Annotated in this window: 14 protein-coding genes; 6 read left to right on the top strand and 8 right to left on the bottom strand. The window is 43.4% G+C overall.

Annotated features, from left to right (window positions below; all coding sequences use genetic code 11):
• Window positions 1–10 precede the first annotated feature (10 nt).
• Window positions 11–349, bottom strand: coding sequence for a hypothetical protein (locus tag AC1DXF_RS04495; RefSeq protein ID WP_477446552.1), 339 nt, complete (start codon window positions 347–349; stop codon window positions 11–13).
• A 212-nt stretch (window positions 350–561) separates the two neighbouring features.
• On the opposite strand from AC1DXF_RS04495, the gene AC1DXF_RS04490 reads away from it, so the two are divergent.
• Together AC1DXF_RS04490 and AC1DXF_RS04485 are read left to right on the top strand one after the other, a co-directional pair.
• Window positions 562–903: an ArsR/SmtB family transcription factor gene (locus tag AC1DXF_RS04490; protein WP_477446550.1), complete on the top strand. Its 342-nt coding sequence runs from the start codon at window positions 562–564 to the stop codon at window positions 901–903.
• On the top strand, window positions 884–1,342 hold the full coding sequence (locus AC1DXF_RS04485; protein WP_477446548.1) for an SRPBCC family protein: 459 nt from the start codon (window positions 884–886) through the stop codon (window positions 1,340–1,342). The genes AC1DXF_RS04490 and AC1DXF_RS04485 overlap by 20 nt, the downstream gene beginning before the upstream one ends.
• Window positions 1,343–1,379: 37 nt before the next feature.
• Here AC1DXF_RS04485 and AC1DXF_RS04480 read toward each other — a convergent pair whose 3' ends face one another.
• Window positions 1,380–3,041 carry a glycoside hydrolase family 28 protein gene (locus AC1DXF_RS04480; RefSeq protein ID WP_477446546.1) on the bottom strand — a complete coding sequence of 554 codons (1,662 nt, stop codon included), beginning with the start codon at window positions 3,039–3,041 and terminating at the stop codon, window positions 1,380–1,382.
• Between the two features lie 340 nt (window positions 3,042–3,381).
• The gene (gene upp / locus AC1DXF_RS04475; RefSeq protein WP_477446544.1) at window positions 3,382–4,026 is read right to left on the bottom strand and encodes a uracil phosphoribosyltransferase; all 645 of its coding nucleotides are present in this window, start codon (window positions 4,024–4,026) and stop codon (window positions 3,382–3,384) included.
• Between the two features lie 269 nt (window positions 4,027–4,295).
• Between upp and AC1DXF_RS04470 the strand changes: the two genes are divergently transcribed.
• From AC1DXF_RS04470 to AC1DXF_RS04460, 3 genes are read left to right on the top strand one after another with little or no spacing between them, the layout of a single operon-like run.
• Window positions 4,296–5,621, top strand: a complete 1,326-nt coding sequence (locus AC1DXF_RS04470; RefSeq protein WP_477446542.1) for a glycoside hydrolase family 2 TIM barrel-domain containing protein — start codon at window positions 4,296–4,298, stop codon at window positions 5,619–5,621.
• Window positions 5,622–5,674: 53 nt separating this feature from the next.
• Window positions 5,675–8,605 (top strand): glycosyltransferase family 2 protein, encoded by a 2,931-nt coding sequence (locus AC1DXF_RS04465; RefSeq protein WP_477446540.1) that lies wholly within the window; start codon window positions 5,675–5,677, stop codon window positions 8,603–8,605.
• A 5-nt stretch (window positions 8,606–8,610) separates the two neighbouring features.
• A complete protein-coding gene (locus AC1DXF_RS04460; protein WP_477446538.1) occupies window positions 8,611–10,299 on the top strand; it encodes a hypothetical protein in 1,689 nt (562 codons plus the stop codon).
• Between the two features lie 29 nt (window positions 10,300–10,328).
• Here the strand turns inward: AC1DXF_RS04460 and AC1DXF_RS04455 are convergent, their stop codons facing one another.
• The 5 genes from AC1DXF_RS04455 to AC1DXF_RS04435 form a co-directional block, all read right to left on the bottom strand.
• Entirely contained in the window at window positions 10,329–11,246 is a 918-nt protein-coding gene (locus tag AC1DXF_RS04455; protein WP_477446536.1) for a helix-turn-helix domain-containing protein, read from the bottom strand.
• Between the two features lie 12 nt (window positions 11,247–11,258).
• A complete protein-coding gene (locus tag AC1DXF_RS04450) occupies window positions 11,259–12,155 on the bottom strand; it encodes an NAD(P)H-binding protein (RefSeq protein ID WP_477446534.1) in 897 nt (298 codons plus the stop codon).
• A gap of 105 nt (window positions 12,156–12,260) precedes the next feature.
• Window positions 12,261–12,650, bottom strand: a complete 390-nt coding sequence (locus AC1DXF_RS04445; RefSeq protein WP_477446532.1) for a nuclear transport factor 2 family protein — start codon at window positions 12,648–12,650, stop codon at window positions 12,261–12,263.
• 67 nt (window positions 12,651–12,717) lie between these two features.
• Window positions 12,718–13,557: an MBL fold metallo-hydrolase gene (locus tag AC1DXF_RS04440; RefSeq protein WP_477446530.1), complete on the bottom strand. Its 840-nt coding sequence runs from the start codon at window positions 13,555–13,557 to the stop codon at window positions 12,718–12,720.
• 133 nt (window positions 13,558–13,690) lie between these two features.
• On the bottom strand, window positions 13,691–14,272 hold the full coding sequence (locus AC1DXF_RS04435; RefSeq protein WP_477446528.1) for a Crp/Fnr family transcriptional regulator: 582 nt from the start codon (window positions 14,270–14,272) through the stop codon (window positions 13,691–13,693).
• Between the two features lie 233 nt (window positions 14,273–14,505).
• Between AC1DXF_RS04435 and AC1DXF_RS04430 the strand changes: the two genes are divergently transcribed.
• Window positions 14,506–16,080, top strand: a complete 1,575-nt coding sequence (locus tag AC1DXF_RS04430) for a Na+/H+ antiporter (RefSeq protein ID WP_477446526.1) — start codon at window positions 14,506–14,508, stop codon at window positions 16,078–16,080.
• Window positions 16,081–16,092 lie beyond the last annotated feature (12 nt).

The raw sequence follows: 16,092 nt of genomic DNA, 5'->3' as shown, positions 1-16,092 counted from the left end.
TCGATAAGCTTTAATGTTTGCTTATCAAAAGCAGCTTTATCGCTACCACCCAGCTACCGCAAGCGTTTGTCCGTCGCTGCCGCAAGCCTCCAGCCTTGTGGCCCGCTGATAGATAAACCCCAGCTACCGCAAGCGTTTTGTCGCTGCCGCTCCAGCCTTGTGGCCCGCTGATAGGTAAACGCCATGCTAAGTAATGAATATGCAACACCCGGATGTTTAACCTCATCCGGGTGTTTTTGTATACCAGCAGCTCGCGTAAAGGATTGGCGTGGATACCGGCCAATGTGGCTAATGCCTGTGCAGTATGAACAGAAAGCCTGGCGCCGCTTCTACCGGCGGCGTACGCCATTATTAAGTCAAAAGTTAAAATTCAAAGGTCAAAAATGATTTGCGTGGTGGTTATGCACAGTTAGTAATGGCATGTGTTTTCAGGTCGCTGCCCGTAGATTTCCGCTGTTCGAGGGGTCTCAAATATAATATCTGACATCTCAAATCTAATTCAAAAACAATTTGCGCAAGTAAACGCTTGCGCTTGTATTTGCAAGTAAGTACTTGCAAATCATGAAAACCAGACGAGACGTTTACCAGGCCATTGCCGACCCCACCCGAAGAGCGATAATTAACATGATTGCTACGCAGCCGCATAATGTGAACACTATAGCCGCAAACTTCGATGTTACACGCCAGGCCATATCGCTGCATATCCAGATCCTGGCCGATTGCGGCCTTATTGATGTGAAGCAGCATGGGCGCGACAGGTTTTGCGAAGCCCGGCTTGATAAGCTGGGCGAGGTATCGGTATGGGTAGATCAGTACCGGCAGCACTGGGAAAGCAAATTAGATAACCTTGAAAAATATGTAGTACAATTAAAAAATGAACGAAATGGAAAACACAAAAAGTAACACTGCCGACCGCGAATTACGCTTAACCCGGACATTAGATGCCCCCGTTGAGCTGGTATGGGAAGTATGGACACAGCCAGATCATATTGCCAAATGGTGGGGCCCAAATGGTTTTACCAACACCATTAGTAAAATGGATGTTGAACCCGGAGGCGAGTGGGACCTGGTAATGCATGGCCCCGACGGAACCGATTATAAAAACAAAAGCATATTCAAAGAGGTTATCCCGCTTAAAAAAATAGTGTATGAGCATGTGAGCAGCCCTAAGTTTGTTGCCACTATTGAATTTGAGGCAAAGAGCGACCAAACAAACCTGAGCTGGCATATGCTGTTTGAAACACACGAACAATTTATACAGGTGGTAAAAACCTTTAAGGCCGACGAAGGATTAAAGCAAAATATAGAAAAACTAAACCAATATGTAAAAGGCATAAGTTAGTTTTCAACGCAACCGGTGACGAAACACATTAAAAAAGTTAATCGCGCAATTTTACAGCATTTTTGGTAGCCCCGGCCGCGAACGATAAGGGGCTGCCGGCTTTTGAAATATCGCCCCCGTCTATTTTAATATTGCTGCAGGCGGCGCCTTCAACCCGCATAAAAACGGCTGCCGGGCTAAGTACACGCGTTGCGGTTAGTAAAACATCCTGCGCGTTAATCATTCGCAGTACCGATTCGGCATCTTTATTACCCTGTGCGCTGAGGCCATTTATCGCTGCATCTGTTACCTGGTCAAAAACAAGGGCAGGCCGTAATTCGGGCGTGGCAACTTCAAACCTTACGTTATTTAGTGTAAGGCCTTTAGCATAACGGGCATATAAACCATAAGCCGGGAAAACGTCGTCGGCATAATATTCGCCCGCGTTTTTAGGCACATCGCGTATGGCCGCATCTGCTGCTGTGCCCCCTCCCGCAAAGGTGATATGAACATCGTTAAAGCTGATGTTTTCGAGCAAAAAGCCATCGGCACCGTTAATGGCTATACATGATTTAATTTCGCCGGGATGATAATTGCTGGTAAATTCGGCATCAGCAAGCTGCACCGGGACAACCACATTGGCATGAATACCATTGAAGGATATATTACGGGCAGTACCCGGATCATCTACCGAGCCCATTCCGATTGATATAGGGCCTGTTACCTTATACATCACCAGGTTGGAGAATGAAATGTTTTCCATCCGCGAGTGGCGTTCGCAACGCATTTTTATAGGGCAGCCGTAAGCTTCTAAAATGATGCAATTGGAGATGGTAATATTTTCGGCAACCCCGCCGCCAAAGCGAAAAACTGACCAGCGCGTGCTAAATGTGCAATTGGTAATAGTAATAAACCTGCAACTGCCAAACAGCGCGCAGGCATCATCTTGCGATTGCACATCGCAGTTAACCATATGAACGTATTGACAGCTGATGAAATGGAAACCATCGTTATTATGGATTACCCGGCCACGGATGTGGATGCCATCGAGCTTTACATAACTGCTTTGAATAATACGTACAGAATGGTAGGCGCAGTCTTTCAGATATATATCATTAACGATAAGGTTTAGGCATTGGTAAAAAAGCAAGTGATAGGGGCGGTTATTGCCGCTTCGGCCGGCCGGCGATGGCGCACCTTTTGTAGGGCTGCGGAACTGCGCACCCTGCCCGTCAATAGTACCGGGGCCTTCAACGCGGATGTTTTCGGCCTTTACGGCAAATAACAGGCCTACATTGCCATCATTTAATGTGGTATCGCCGCTGAGTGGGATGGCCTGGGCGGCATAGTATTGTTTACCGTCGGCGCTGCCCAATAATTTGCCTTGCTGGGCAATATGCAGGGTTACATTGCTTTTCAGCTCAACTGTGCCAATAACAAATACCCCGGCCGGCACCAGCACCGTGCCGCCCTGGTCTTTATTACAGGCATCAATGGCTGCCTGCAGCGCTTTGGTATTAAGTGTTACACCATCGCCTTTGGCGCCATAATCAATAATATTGTAAACGCGGGCGCCCAACAGCGGATCGGCTTTTTGAATGTTTGCAGGCTGTGCATGTAAAAATGAAGGCGCGGCGGCAACCATGCCGACGCCTGCGGATGCTTTTGTAACTGTTTTTAACCAGTTGCGCCTTGAAAAATTATCGTCGTGAGTTTCCATTGGTTGTCAGGTAATAAAATAAAATGTTTCCCAGGCCTGTTTAACTTGCTATAATTGGTTATTAAGGGCGTCGGCCAAAATCAAAATTAAGTTTATTTTGATGGGGATATTAACCTGGTTTGGCTAAACAATAATCCCGATTGTCATAATTAAGGTAAGCCAGTATTAGCCCAAAGTCTTAAGTTCTAAGTCGAAATAAAAATTGCCGGTGGAACACCAGTTTTGGGGAGCGTTTTTTGGTATGCTTACTGATAAATTCGGCATTCAATGGATGCTGAGTTATGCAAAGTAATAATTAAACTTGCGGGCTGGTATCGAAAATTGCAGCCCCGAAATCCCCCTACACTTTCTCGCCAAATGCCAGGTCCCCGGCATCTCCCAGGCCGGGTACTATATACGCCTTGCTGGTCATTTCCTCGTCAATAGCACACACCCATAGTTTGGCTTTAGGCAGGTTGGCACGTACATGCGCTATGCCCACAGTGCTGGCAATTACGGCGGCAATGTGCAGCTCTTTAATGTTGTATTGTGCCATCAGCTCCTTACAAACAGATACCAGGCTTTGGCCTGTAGCCAGCATGGTATCGCACAGGATCAGGATTTTATCGTCCAGGTTCGGGGTCGAAATGTGGTCTACCTGGATCAGGAACGAGCCTCCTCTTTTTACCTTACGATAGGCGGTTATAAATGCCGACTCCGACTGATCGAAATAATGCATAAAGCCCTGGTGAAATGGCAGCCCGGCCCTCAGGATGACACCCAACACGGGCTGGTCGGCAGGGGTACTGATGTTGGCTATGCCTAAAGGGGTTTGCACCTCCTTAGGTTGGTAATGCAGGGTTTTGCTCAGCTCATAAGCCAAAATTTCGCCCAGTTTTTCCTGGTTACGCCTAAAGCGGGCTTTGTCCTGCTGTATTTCGGCATCGCGTAGTTCGGCCAAAAACTGGTTGGCAATAGTATTGGTTTTGTTAAGTACGAAAATCATGTTTAAAATTAAGCTATTTAAGATGAAAACCGGTTGATTTATTTTGGCGTAAGTGTTTTGTAGCAACCTGTTTAATTAAAAAACAGATTGTGGTATTGAACCGGCCGCTATTGAATTTTTAAAACCATTGGCGCAGCTAAAACCCGATCACAACATAAAACGTTTAAATCCCGTAAAAAGCTGTATGTTTAGTTTCAAAAATATAACGTCTGCAATCAACCTTAATCACCAACCAAAACTCCATTTTTAAGCGTATTGGCCTAAAATTTATGAAATTTTACTCTTTCAGATTAGTAGTCACTTATTTAATTTTAGTATCATGCTTTTTTTCCTTTGCCTGTAATAACACGCAACCTGTTAATAATGCCGGTAAAACAGTTTACATTAAAAATGAAAATGGTAAATATACCTTATACCGCAATGGCGAGCCTTTTTTGGTAAAAGGGGCGGCTGGTTATACTAATCTTAAACGTTTAAAAGAAGCGGGCGGCAATACCATAAGGGTTTGGGATACCGTGCACCTGGCCAATATTTTAGATTCGGCACAGGCCAACAATTTAGCGGTAATAGTGGGTTTGCCCATGCCGCCAAGCTTAAAGATGGATGAGTTTTACAATACTCCACAGGCCACTGTTTTTACCAAACAGATTACTGCTGTAATTAATAAATATAAAAACCATCCGGCGCTTTTGTGCTGGTGCCTGGGTAACGAGCTTACATTCCCCTTGAGGCCCCGGTTTAACAGGTTTTATACCGTTTTTAACAAGCTGGTTGATGTTATTCACCAGAATGATCCGCAGCACCCGGTTACCACAACGGTTATGACCTTTCAAAAACAAAATATCTTTAATATAAGGTATCGTACAAATATTGATTTTATTTCCTTCAATATTTTTGGCTCCATACAAACCTTAAAGCGGGACCTGCAAAAATATAACTGGCTTTGGAGCGGTCCGTTTTTAGTAGCCGAATGGTCTATTGAAGGGCCATGGGTAGCCGCCAAGCAAAATGCATGGGGCGCTTACGTTGAAGATAGCAGCACAAAAAAAGCCGAGCAATATTTAGCCACTTACCGTGATTATATGCCGGCAGATAACCCAAGGTTTTTAGGTTCGATGGTTTTTTACTGGGGGCAAAAACAGGAGCTTACGCCAACCTGGTTCAGCTTTTTTGATGAGCACGGGGCCCAAACCGAAATAGTTAATACCATGCAATACTTATGGACGGGTAAAAAGCCGCCCGCTAAGGCGCCGGATGTAAAATATATGCTGTTGAACGATAAAGGCGGGCGCGATAATATTTTGTTGGCCCCCGAAGCCATAGGTTATGCCAAAGTTTATATGAATGGAACGGATACCGCTAAACTAACGTATAAATGGCAACTGCTTGCCGAAGATTGGTTTAAGCCAAATGGTATTTTTAGCGAAAAACCGCCCAAAGATATCAAAGGCTCATTTATTGAAAATACCGGCCGGATGGTAAAGTTTAAAACGCCTGTTAATGAGGGGCCGTACCGTTTATACGTGTACGTTTATAATAATAACGGTTATTTTGCAACTGCTAATACGCCTTTTTACGTGCTGAATAATCCATGAATAGTAGTAATATAAAACCGCCTTCAAAAAAGCAGCTGCTTAATTTAAGGCTAATGATAATGATAGGGCTGGCCTGCATGTTTTTTTTCATGTATAGCTTACTCCAGACATCAGTTATTGGTTATAAGCCACTTTACTGGCTGCTTATTGTAACTTTTGTTTACACCTTTTTTAAAGTAATTTATGAATGGTACCACTATTGGGCTATCAGCGTGCCGAATACACCACCCATAACCAGGCAATATACGGTAGATATTTTCACAACATTTTGCGCGGGCGAACCTTATGAAATGATTTTGGAAACCCTTACTGCTATCCAAAATATAACTTATCCCCATGAAACCTATTTATGCGATGAAGCCAACGATCCGTACCTGAAGGAGGTTTGTGAGCAACTGGGGGTGCACCATGTTACCCGTGTAAAAAAAACAAATGCCAAAGCAGGTAATATCAACAATGCTTTGGCGCAATCGTCAGGCGAGTTGTGCCTGGTGCTCGACCCTGATCACGTACCTTTCCCGGAATTCCTTGATCCCATCGTATCGCATTTCGATAATCCGGAAATAGGTTATGTGCAGGTAGTGCAGGCATATTACAACCAACATATTGGCTGGATATCAAAGGGCGCGGCTCAACAAACCTACCATTTTTACGGCCCCATGATGATGTGTATGAACAGCTATGGTACCGTACAGGCAATTGGCGCCAACTGTACCTTCAGACGTACCGCGCTGGAGTCAATTGGCGGGCATGCTGCCGGACTGGCCGAAGATATGCATACCGCTATGCAGCTACACGCCAAACAATGGAAATCTGTTTACGTGCCACAGGTGCTGGCCCGTGGCCTGGTGCCGGCTACATTATCAGCCTATTACAAACAGCAAATAAAATGGTCGCGCGGGGTGTTCGAGCTTTTGGTTACTTCCTACGTTAAGCTGTTTACAAAATTTACCTGGCGGCAAAAAATCCATTACGGGTTGTTGCCGCTTTTCTATTTATCGGGCTTTATTTTTTTAATCAATTTTTTAATCCCGGTATTATCGTTGTTTATGAACGTATACCCGTTAAAAATTGATTTTTCGGATTTTTTGGTTATCAGCGTCCCGTTTATTACTTCGGTTGTTTTAATACGGCACTTTGTGCAGGAATGGGTAATGGAGGATAACGAAAGGGGATTTCATGCAGTTGGCGGGCTTTTACTTATTGGAACCTGGTGGATTTTTATATTGGGGTTTGTTTATACCATCATCCGTAAAAATGTGCCGTATATTCCTACCCCGAAGGATGTTAAGGACGAGAAAAATTTGAAAAACAACCTGCCCAATATCATGGTGCTGGTAGTTTCATTGGCGGCTATCGCTTATGGCCTTTATACCGACTGGAGCCCGTTTACCTTTTTTATGTCGGCAATTGCACTGCTTAATTGCATGTTTATGGTATTTATGCTTATAGCCAGTTCTGAGCTCAAGCTGCAAATGTATTTGGGCAACCATAGCACCATGTTCAACATAGCAAGTAACCTAAAAACAGGCAAAAAATATTTTTGGTTACTAAGAAGGAAAGTTTATACCGGGGTAAGAAAAGTTAGCCTGATACTCACAGTACTTGTTATTTGCATAAGCATTTATGTTTCAAACGAAAATACAGACAATGCTGCAGATAATGGCGGGACCGGCTACGGAGTTTTGCACAACGGCGAAAACTCCATTATAAAAAATAGCACCACAGATACTGCAGGGTTATGGCAAATTGTTAATCAAAACAAATTATATGCGCCGGTTGCCAGGCCGGCCCTGTTACCTGCTGATAGCGCTAACACTGAAAAGGACAAGCTTGCCGAAGTTAAAAACATGCTGCTAAACCCGCATTTTTTTACGGATGTTAGGGGTGTCATTTATACCAAAGGGCACTTTTGGTATAAAAACATATCGCCGCTCACAAAAAAAATAATTATTGACGATTTTACGGAGATGCGTAAGGCCGGTGTAAACACCGTAAAAATATATGGCCCCAATATTTATGACCATTCAACTTTTGATGCCGCCGCGCAGCGGGGGCTTAAAATTCATTACGGTTTTTGGATTCCCGATGCCCAAAACTTTATTGATGATACCAATAATTTAAATGATATAGCCAGGCTTATTTTAAAAACGGTAAACAAAAATAAAGATAACGCCAGCATTACCGCCTGGAATTTGAGCAATAGCAGCTATCAGCAATTAAACCGGTTTTACCGCGCACCCCAATTATATTATGCGCAATACCGCTATATTAAGTGGTTAAAGCAATTGGTTACCAGCATAAAACTTGCCGATCCGGCCAGGCCCGTAACTTTTGATGTGTTATCGGTACCGGCATTGGCCGCAACTGTAAATTTACTGCACGCGCAAATACCGGCTATAGATGCCTTTGGACTTATTATAGACGATAAGAGATCGTTAAAATATGTTACCGCCGATATTGGCGCCCCATACTTTATTAGCAATGCCAATCCAAAAAGTTTAAAAGATGTTATATGGCCGCAGGGAGGCATTTTTTATGCCAGCTGGCAGGATCAGCAAAGTGGCTCAATTACCACTTTTGATGGTTTAAAAGATGTATGGGGCCGTAATAAACCCTATGTTCATCAAATAAGCACAACCTGGCATGGTACCGAACCTGTTAATAATTTGCCGCCTGTAAGGATTTTGAAACCTGCTTTAACAACCAATGCGGGCGCATCATTGCCTTATAGCGCATTGGTATACGCTTATAATAAATGGAATATTGCCGCCTATTTAAAAACCGACCTGCGTTTTGAATGGTACCTGGTTAAAATTGATGCCCTTGGTACCGCTACAAACATGAACAAGGTTGGCGAAGGTGCCATTGTGTATGTTAATATACCGCCAAACAACAACAGTTACCGTTTATACATGATAGCGGTAAGCGGCAATAATGTTAATGACGATTATGTTACGCTAAATACGCCACTTAAAAATTAGCAGCCTTGAAAAGTACCCGTTCAAAACGTTATTTATTTATTGGTTTGGGCATTGCATTGCTTGTTGTGGCCCTTTGGCTGCTTAACCCCTGGTACCGGTCGTATTATCTTAATATTTATTACCCGGCAGATGAGCGTTTGGTTGCCGTTTTTTACGCTAACAATGCAGGCAGCGATCCACAACCCCGTAACGTAGCATCATACAAGGCTGTTTGGCGGAATACCGCGCATTGGACAGACAAAGGCGACATCGAAAACGAGCTGGCAAAGCACGATGTAATGTTAACTGTAGAAACCTGGCTATCCGGCGTTAACTACAACGCCAACGTTTTAACAGAATTAAAAAAAGGGGAATTTGATGATCAGATACGTGAATTAGCCTCCATAGTTTCAAAAGCGCCGCACCAGGCATACATCCGCTGGAACCCTGAGATGGAAGTGCCCACAAATTTTTATCCATGGCAATACCAATCGCCCGGGTCGTATATCACATCGTTTAATTATTTTGCAAAAAAGCTAAAGCAATATGCGCCCAGTGCTAAGGTGGTGTGGACCCCATCTGGCTATCCCGGCGATACCGAATACTGGCCTGGCAATAAATATGTTGATTATGTAAGCATCACCCTTGGCAGCAAATCCGAATATAGCGTTAGTTATTATCCGCTTGCTAAAACGCCACAGGAAATGATCAGGCAAAAACTGCACCGCTTACGGTTTATTAATAAGCCGGTATTAATAGCGGATGCTGGGAATATTACAAAAGGTGCGTTCCAACCATCGTGGTTGGCCGAAGAGAAAGCGTACGTGAACAAATATCGCCAAACGGTATACTCAGATAGTAATTATGTAGATAGCTGCAAAATTAAACCTATAAGGAAAGCCTTGATGGTTGGTGTATTTGACCCAAATAAACGACTGCTTAATCAAAAAGCTATTAGCGCAGAGCATTTATTTACCGATTTGGGCGAGGTAGAACGTGGCGATTTTGAAAAGAAGTTTTTGGAGGCTACCGGCCGGCATCATGACGTTATTGTTACCATGGAACCCTGGAAAGATGCTGCCCACAAAGCCGATACCCTTACTTTAGAAAGAATACTGAATGGTACTTTTGATTCGCAGATTAAAAAATTATTCAGCATCATTTCGGCCACAGGCCAAACGGTTTATTTGCGATGGATGCACGAAATGGAGATCCCAATTCACCGTTATGCATGGCAAAGCCAGGACCCGGTTACCTACATTGCCGCCTACCGTTATTTTATGCAGTTTAACGGCGGGCCTGGCAAAAATGTAAAAAAGGTTTGGGGCCCCGCGGGCGACAGAGGATCGGCCGATTTTTGGCCCGGCAGCGATGTTGTTGATTATATAAGTATTGCCATTTATGGCCTGCCCGATAAAAACATTACCGACCCCGATAAGCAGGAAGCATTCAGTACCATATTTAACCGGAAGTATTTCAGGATGAGGTTTTTGGATAAGCCTTTATTTATAACCGAGTTTGGCGTTAAAGGCCCAGAAAGTTTTCAGGACCAGTGGCTTGCCGATGCCGCCAAAACAATAAATGCCAATCCGCATGTTTTTGGCATATGCTACTTTAACTTATATGACAATCCCAAAGCCTGGGGCAGCATTAAAGCTCCTGACTGGAGTATGACACCCAAATCGATGGCTAAATTTTGCAGCCAGTTGAGATAGGGACATAAGGCAGATATAACCTACTGAGATTAATTAAACGCCTGCCTGAACTCTAAAGGCGAAACATTCGTTTTTGTCTTGAATAATTTGCTGAACGATTGCGGATGTTCAAATCCTAATTCGTAGGCAATTTCGCTGACTGATAAATTGGTGGTGGATAATTTTTCTTTCGCTTTTTCTATCAGCTTATCGTGAATATGCAGCTGGGTGCTTTGTCCCGTTAATACTTTTAATAAGCTACTTAAATAATTGGGCGATACATTTAATGCACTGGCAACGTAAGCCACTGTAGGTAATCCGTTTTGGATAAGGGTGTCGCTATTTAAATACGTGGAAAGGATGGCTTCCAACCGGTCGAGGATTTTGTGGTTAGCAATTTTACGGGTGATGAACTGGCGCTGGTAAAACCGTTCGGAGTAGGTGAGCAGCAATTCAATTTGGGCGATGATGATATCCTGGCTAAATTTATCAATGTTTGATTGATATTCCTGCTGAATGTTTTGCATGATGCCTGTGATTATAGTTTCTTCTTTCTCTGACAGAAACAGGGCCTCATTTACCGAATAATCAAAATATTCGTACCGCTTGATAATTTTGGCCAAAGGCGTGTTCCATAAAAAATCAGGGTGGAACAGTAACATCCACCCCGACTGTTTTAATGTAGTATCAGGCTCAACCTCGATCCTGAAAACCTGGCCAGGCGCCATGAAAAACATCACCCCATCGTCAAAATCATATTCATGCTGCCCATATTTCATCCGCACATTAAAATTCCTTTTCAGTGCGATAGAATAAAAATCCTTTACTAAACTCATTTCACCGGCAGGCACCTGCCCAACTGTTTCCATATTTATCACGCTGATTAACGGATGCGCAGGCTTAGGCAATTCCCTAAACCGGTGGAATTCGCTTATGGTTTTAAAACGCCTCGGGTGCATATTGGGCATAATACAAGATACTTATTTTTGATTAAAGGCAATCGCAAATTCTTTTGCAAAATCTGCCAGCTTTACTTTGCCCATAACCTTTGGCCTGTTACGATAAAAATCTTCGGTTAATACGCCGCTATGCTGGCTTGCAAACATTTCTGTTAAGCCAGCGGCAATGGCCGGGTTCATGCCGATTGCTTCTAACCCGCTTTGCATTTCTTCATTGCCAATCAGTATCCACTTTAAATCGGGGATGCCGACAGCCTCGCCCAAAATACTTGCGGTTTGGTTGCCGGTAAGTTCGTCGCTTACTACATACCGTACTTTGCCGCTGCCATCCGGGGCTTGCAATTCTTCGGCTACCGCGGCGGCTATATCTATAGGCGAAACCCATATCAAATCTTCATCGGCACCATAATTCGCCGCGATAAAGCCTTTGTTTTTTATGGTAGCTAAAAAACTATATAAATTGTAATAAAACCCAACTGGCCGCATGAAAGTGATGTTAACATCGTGCAGGTTGCCCAATATAACTTCTGCCTGATGATGGGTAACGATAATGCCGGAGCCCTTATCCAAATGGCCGCCAACACTACTGAGGTGGACTACACGTTTTACGCCTGCTTTTTCAATAGCATCCACATAGCTATTGGCTATTGTGTCGCAATAAGCCGCCAGGTCAAGGTTGTGGTCAAAGTAATTGGCTGGCGGTATCATGGTGTACACTGCATCTGCACCTGCAAAAGTGGCTGTTAAAAAAACGGCGTCTTCCAGCGAGCCTATGGCCGCGGTGGCGCCCAATGCTTCAATGTCTTTTTGCTTTTCGGGTTTGCTGCTGATGACGGTGACGGAATGCCCTTGTTGTACCAAAATTTCTGTGAGCGGTTTGCTGATGTGTCCTAACGAACCTGTTACTATAATTTTCATTGTCGTAATGTTTTTGTTAGGTCAAAGTTCCGTCGCAGAAAATGGTAAGGTGTATCCAAATCTACTGTTGTTGTAGCCAAAAAATGATGGCAGATAGTTGGCCTGCTATTTTAGGGCATTGTTTACCGGCTGGCTATCAACAAACTGTTCAAAATTCGTAATTCTTCCATCTTTTAATTTCCAAACGTGGGCTACCCTTGCTTCAAAGTATTTTCCGGTAATTTTGTACGTACCGGTATACGTGCCGTAGGCAACTACCTTATCATCGCTGGCCACGTAATCTTCGGGCGTAAACTTATAATCTACCCATTCGCTTCCTAAACGGCTGAAAACGTTTTTTTCAACATTTGCCAAACCGATATAAGTTCCGGCATACGGAAAGCCTTTGGCTTCTGTCCAGGCCAGGTCATCGGCCACATATTTGGCCAGGTTTTTTCCGTTCTCTTCCGAAGTTTTGCCTTCGTAAGTGCTTTTTATAATTTCAAGATTTGTCATTTTTTGTTTGCTTAAAAAATAGCCGGCCATACCAAAAGCATCGCCAGGCCTAACATGATTATTAATTTTACCATTTCATTTCGCCGGTATTTACTTTTGCGCCTATTTGTAAGGCGATGTCAAAAGTAAGCGCGGGATATTTTGCTTTTAAGGCGGCAATTAATGTTTCGGAAGTTTTGTTGGTTTTTAAAACTTCTTCATATGCCTGGATATAACTTTTAGTATGCTGCACAGCGTTCAGGTCAAATGCGCTTTCAGATTTGGCGTGCGCCGGAACCACGATGGCCGGGTGCAGCGCTTCAATTTTATCCAAAACATTTATCCATTGTTTACGGGCATCGGCTGTTTGCGCATCGGCCATCCAAAGATGGAAAGTTGTTCCAAATACGTTAATGCCACCCACAACCGCTTTGGCCGATGGGATCCAGACAAAGGTTTTGGAAGGAAATTCTTCCAGTCCGATAATTTCTAATTTCTCACCTTCCAGTTCGATGCTGTTGCCTTTTAATACCTGCGGCAAAACAACGTTGGATGTAATGCCTTTACCCAGCCGCTCGCCCCAAATTTCCAATTTTTTTTGTGCTGTAGCTTTAATATGCTCAACTGTTGCTGGCGCCGCATAAACGGTAACTTCGGGGAAATATTTTTTGAATACTTCCAGGCCAAAATAAAAATCAGGATCGCCGTGGGAAACATAAATAGTTGTTAATTTTTTACCTGATTTTTTAATTTCGCCGGCAACCTTTTCGGCATCTTCCAATGTAAATTGCGCATCGATTAAAACCGCGTCGGTTTTTCCCGATACGATGACTGATGCTACTCCAAAACTGTTTTCTGATGCGTTATAAACCTCGAGTTTAAAACTGCCTGTTTCAATAGTTTTGAAACTTTGTGCTTGTACGTCCATTTTGAATGAAATTAAGATTGTTAAGAATATTGTATAAATAATGCGTTTCATTTTATCGTTTTTAATGATGCTGTAAAGATGCTATCATCCACAGCTCAAAAACATTGAACAAGTTCAATAAATGAAATAAGGCTTATTTCTTACCGGCAATCTTCCGTCTTATTTTACTCAAAAACTCGTGGCTGATGCCCAGGTAGGCAGCTATTTGCAGGTTAGAAAGGCGCTGGTACAGGCCCGGATATTTTTCGATAAAGTCAAGATAAAGCTGGTCGGCGGTTTTACCCAGGTTGTCAATCATTCTGCGTTGTAAGGCAACATGTGTTTTTTGGGTCATCACCCTGAACAGCTTCTCTATTTTAGGCAAATTTATGTAGGCAAATTCCTTATCCTTTTTAGAAATTAAAAGCACTTCACTATCCTCCAGCGCCTCAATATAAAGTTGAGATGGCAAACCATTGGTGAAGCTGTCAATATCCGTTATCCACCAATCTTCCATTGCAAAATATAGTATTTGTTCGAAGCCATTTTTATCAATATGATAAACGCGAAAAAGCCCTTTCACAACAAAGCCTTCAAATTTGCAAACTTCACCCTCACGTAATAAAAAGCTTTTCTTTTTAATGGTTTTATGTTGAAACAAATCACAGAACGATTCCATTTCGGCATCCGAAAGGGAGGTGTGCGTGTTTATATTTTTTTTCAGAAGGGTTGTCATCGCATATCGGCTTAAAATTCTTAATGTCGTTTTAAGCAGCAATCTGCTATTTAAATCAACACTGGGATAAAAATGCCCGGTTAAAGATAACGCTAACTTATTATATTGAACTAAATACGTACGGAGGCCTGGCTGTTTTCAATTAAGACCGGCCAGTTAACAGAAATTGTTTACCAGCCATAAATCACAATGGCATTTTTCATAAATTGGTCCATTGTTTAACTCCTGTACAAATGCTGGACGATTTTCCGTTTTATTTATGCTTGGTTATTGTGATATTATTATTAATCATGCTAAGCAGGAAAATAAAAGTTGCCTATCCTGTTTTGCTTGTATTGGCCGGATTGGGGATCAGTTTTATCCCGGGCCTGCCTACCTTGCATATCGAATCGGAACTGATTTTTATTTTGTTTTTACCTCCGCTGCTATATGATGCGGCATGGCATATTTCATGGAAAGAGCTTTGGCACTGGCGGCGGATTATCGGAAGTTTTGCCTTCCTGGTTGTGTTTTTTACAGCGCTGGCGGTAGCGTTGGTTGTTAATCATTTTATTCCCGGCTTTACGCTGGCCCTGGGCTTTTTGCTTGGGGCAATAGTTTCGCCGCCGGATGCGGTAAGCGTGGGGGCCATTTTAAAATTTGTAAAAGTACCCAAGCGGCTATCATATGTTTTGGAAGGTGAAAGTCTTTTAAATGATGCGTCCTCGCTCATCATTTTCCGCTTTGCGCTGATAGCGGTGGCAACCGGCAGCTTTGTTTGGCATCAGGCTGCTTTAAGCTTTGTGTGGATGCTGGCAGGCGGTATAGGCATTGGCCTTATTGTTGGCTATATGTTTATGAAAACACATAAATACCTGCCAACCGATACCAATACAGATATCGCATTATCGCTGTTAACGCCGTATATCATGTATATAGCTGCCGAGTCCGTACACAGTTCGGGCGTGCTGGCTGTGGTGAGTGGCGGCCTGCTGCTATCCAACTACCGGTTACGGTACCTGAGCAGCAGTTCAAGGCTGGGCGGTTTAAACGTTTGGGACAGTCTTAGCTTTGTGCTCAACGGTTTGGTATTTATGATCATAGGGCTCGATCTGCCCCAAATCACGGCCGGGCTCGAACGCGTATCCATTGCTACAGCTATTGGTTATGGTTTATTGGTAACCGGGGTTTTAATTGCCGGGCGCATTTTATCAGCCTTTGCCGCCGTGCTGGTTACCCTGGTAGCCCGGAATTTTATTACTGTTGCCGATCCGAGAAACCCGGGTTTTAAGCTTCCTTTTTTGATTGGCTGGTCGGGTATGCGTGGCGTGGTGTCATTGGCATCCGCTTTATCGATACCGGTTTACCTGGCCAACGGATCGGCTTTTCCGCAGCGGAACCTTATTTTGTTCATCACATTTGTAGTCATCTTAACCACCTTATTATTGCAGGGTTTAACTTTGCCTTACCTGATCAGGAAACTGAACTTAACCGACCCCGATGAAGTGGCACCCGATGAAGAAGTTTACAACGATATCAGGAAACAGTTAAACCAGCATGCGCTGCTATATTTAAATTCGAACTGTTGCGAGCAAGTGAGCAGGCAGCCAATGCTTCAGCAAATGGCGCTTAAGTGGCAAAATAACGATCAATCAGCTGATGGTTTATTGATGACAGAGGAATCTAAAGCCGTTTACCGCGATGTGCTGAACCTGCAAAGGAAATGGCTGATAAACAAGAATAAGGAAGATGTGAATATTGACGAAGAAATCATCCGTCGGCACCTGTTGTACCTTGATCTGGAGGAAGAAAAACTGCAATTTATTTAGGCTGAGTTTTTT

The organism is Mucilaginibacter sp. P2_A5, assembly GCF_056404995.1.
This window is presented reverse-complemented; position numbering and strand designations above follow the sequence as displayed.

Excerpts from the sequence above, each read along its gene's own strand:
- AC1DXF_RS04495 (WP_477446552.1), bottom strand. The coding sequence starts at position 349 with ATGGCGTACGCCGCCGGTAGAAGCGGCGCCAGGCTTTCTGTTCATACT.
- AC1DXF_RS04490 (WP_477446550.1), top strand. The coding sequence starts at position 562 with ATGAAAACCAGACGAGACGTTTACCAGGCCATTGCCGACCCCACCCGA.
- AC1DXF_RS04485 (WP_477446548.1), top strand. The coding sequence starts at position 884 with ATGGAAAACACAAAAAGTAACACTGCCGACCGCGAATTACGCTTAACC.
- AC1DXF_RS04480 (WP_477446546.1), bottom strand. The coding sequence starts at position 3,041 with ATGGAAACTCACGACGATAATTTTTCAAGGCGCAACTGGTTAAAAACA.
- upp (WP_477446544.1), bottom strand. The coding sequence starts at position 4,026 with ATGATTTTCGTACTTAACAAAACCAATACTATTGCCAACCAGTTTTTG.
- AC1DXF_RS04470 (WP_477446542.1), top strand. The coding sequence starts at position 4,296 with ATGAAATTTTACTCTTTCAGATTAGTAGTCACTTATTTAATTTTAGTA.
- AC1DXF_RS04465 (WP_477446540.1), top strand. The coding sequence starts at position 5,675 with ATGATAATGATAGGGCTGGCCTGCATGTTTTTTTTCATGTATAGCTTA.
- AC1DXF_RS04455 (WP_477446536.1), bottom strand. The coding sequence starts at position 11,246 with ATGCCCAATATGCACCCGAGGCGTTTTAAAACCATAAGCGAATTCCAC.
- AC1DXF_RS04450 (WP_477446534.1), bottom strand. The coding sequence starts at position 12,155 with ATGAAAATTATAGTAACAGGTTCGTTAGGACACATCAGCAAACCGCTC.
- AC1DXF_RS04445 (WP_477446532.1), bottom strand. The coding sequence starts at position 12,650 with ATGACAAATCTTGAAATTATAAAAAGCACTTACGAAGGCAAAACTTCG.
- AC1DXF_RS04440 (WP_477446530.1), bottom strand. The coding sequence starts at position 13,557 with ATGGACGTACAAGCACAAAGTTTCAAAACTATTGAAACAGGCAGTTTT.
- AC1DXF_RS04435 (WP_477446528.1), bottom strand. The coding sequence starts at position 14,272 with ATGACAACCCTTCTGAAAAAAAATATAAACACGCACACCTCCCTTTCG.
- AC1DXF_RS04430 (WP_477446526.1), top strand. The coding sequence starts at position 14,506 with ATGCTGGACGATTTTCCGTTTTATTTATGCTTGGTTATTGTGATATTA.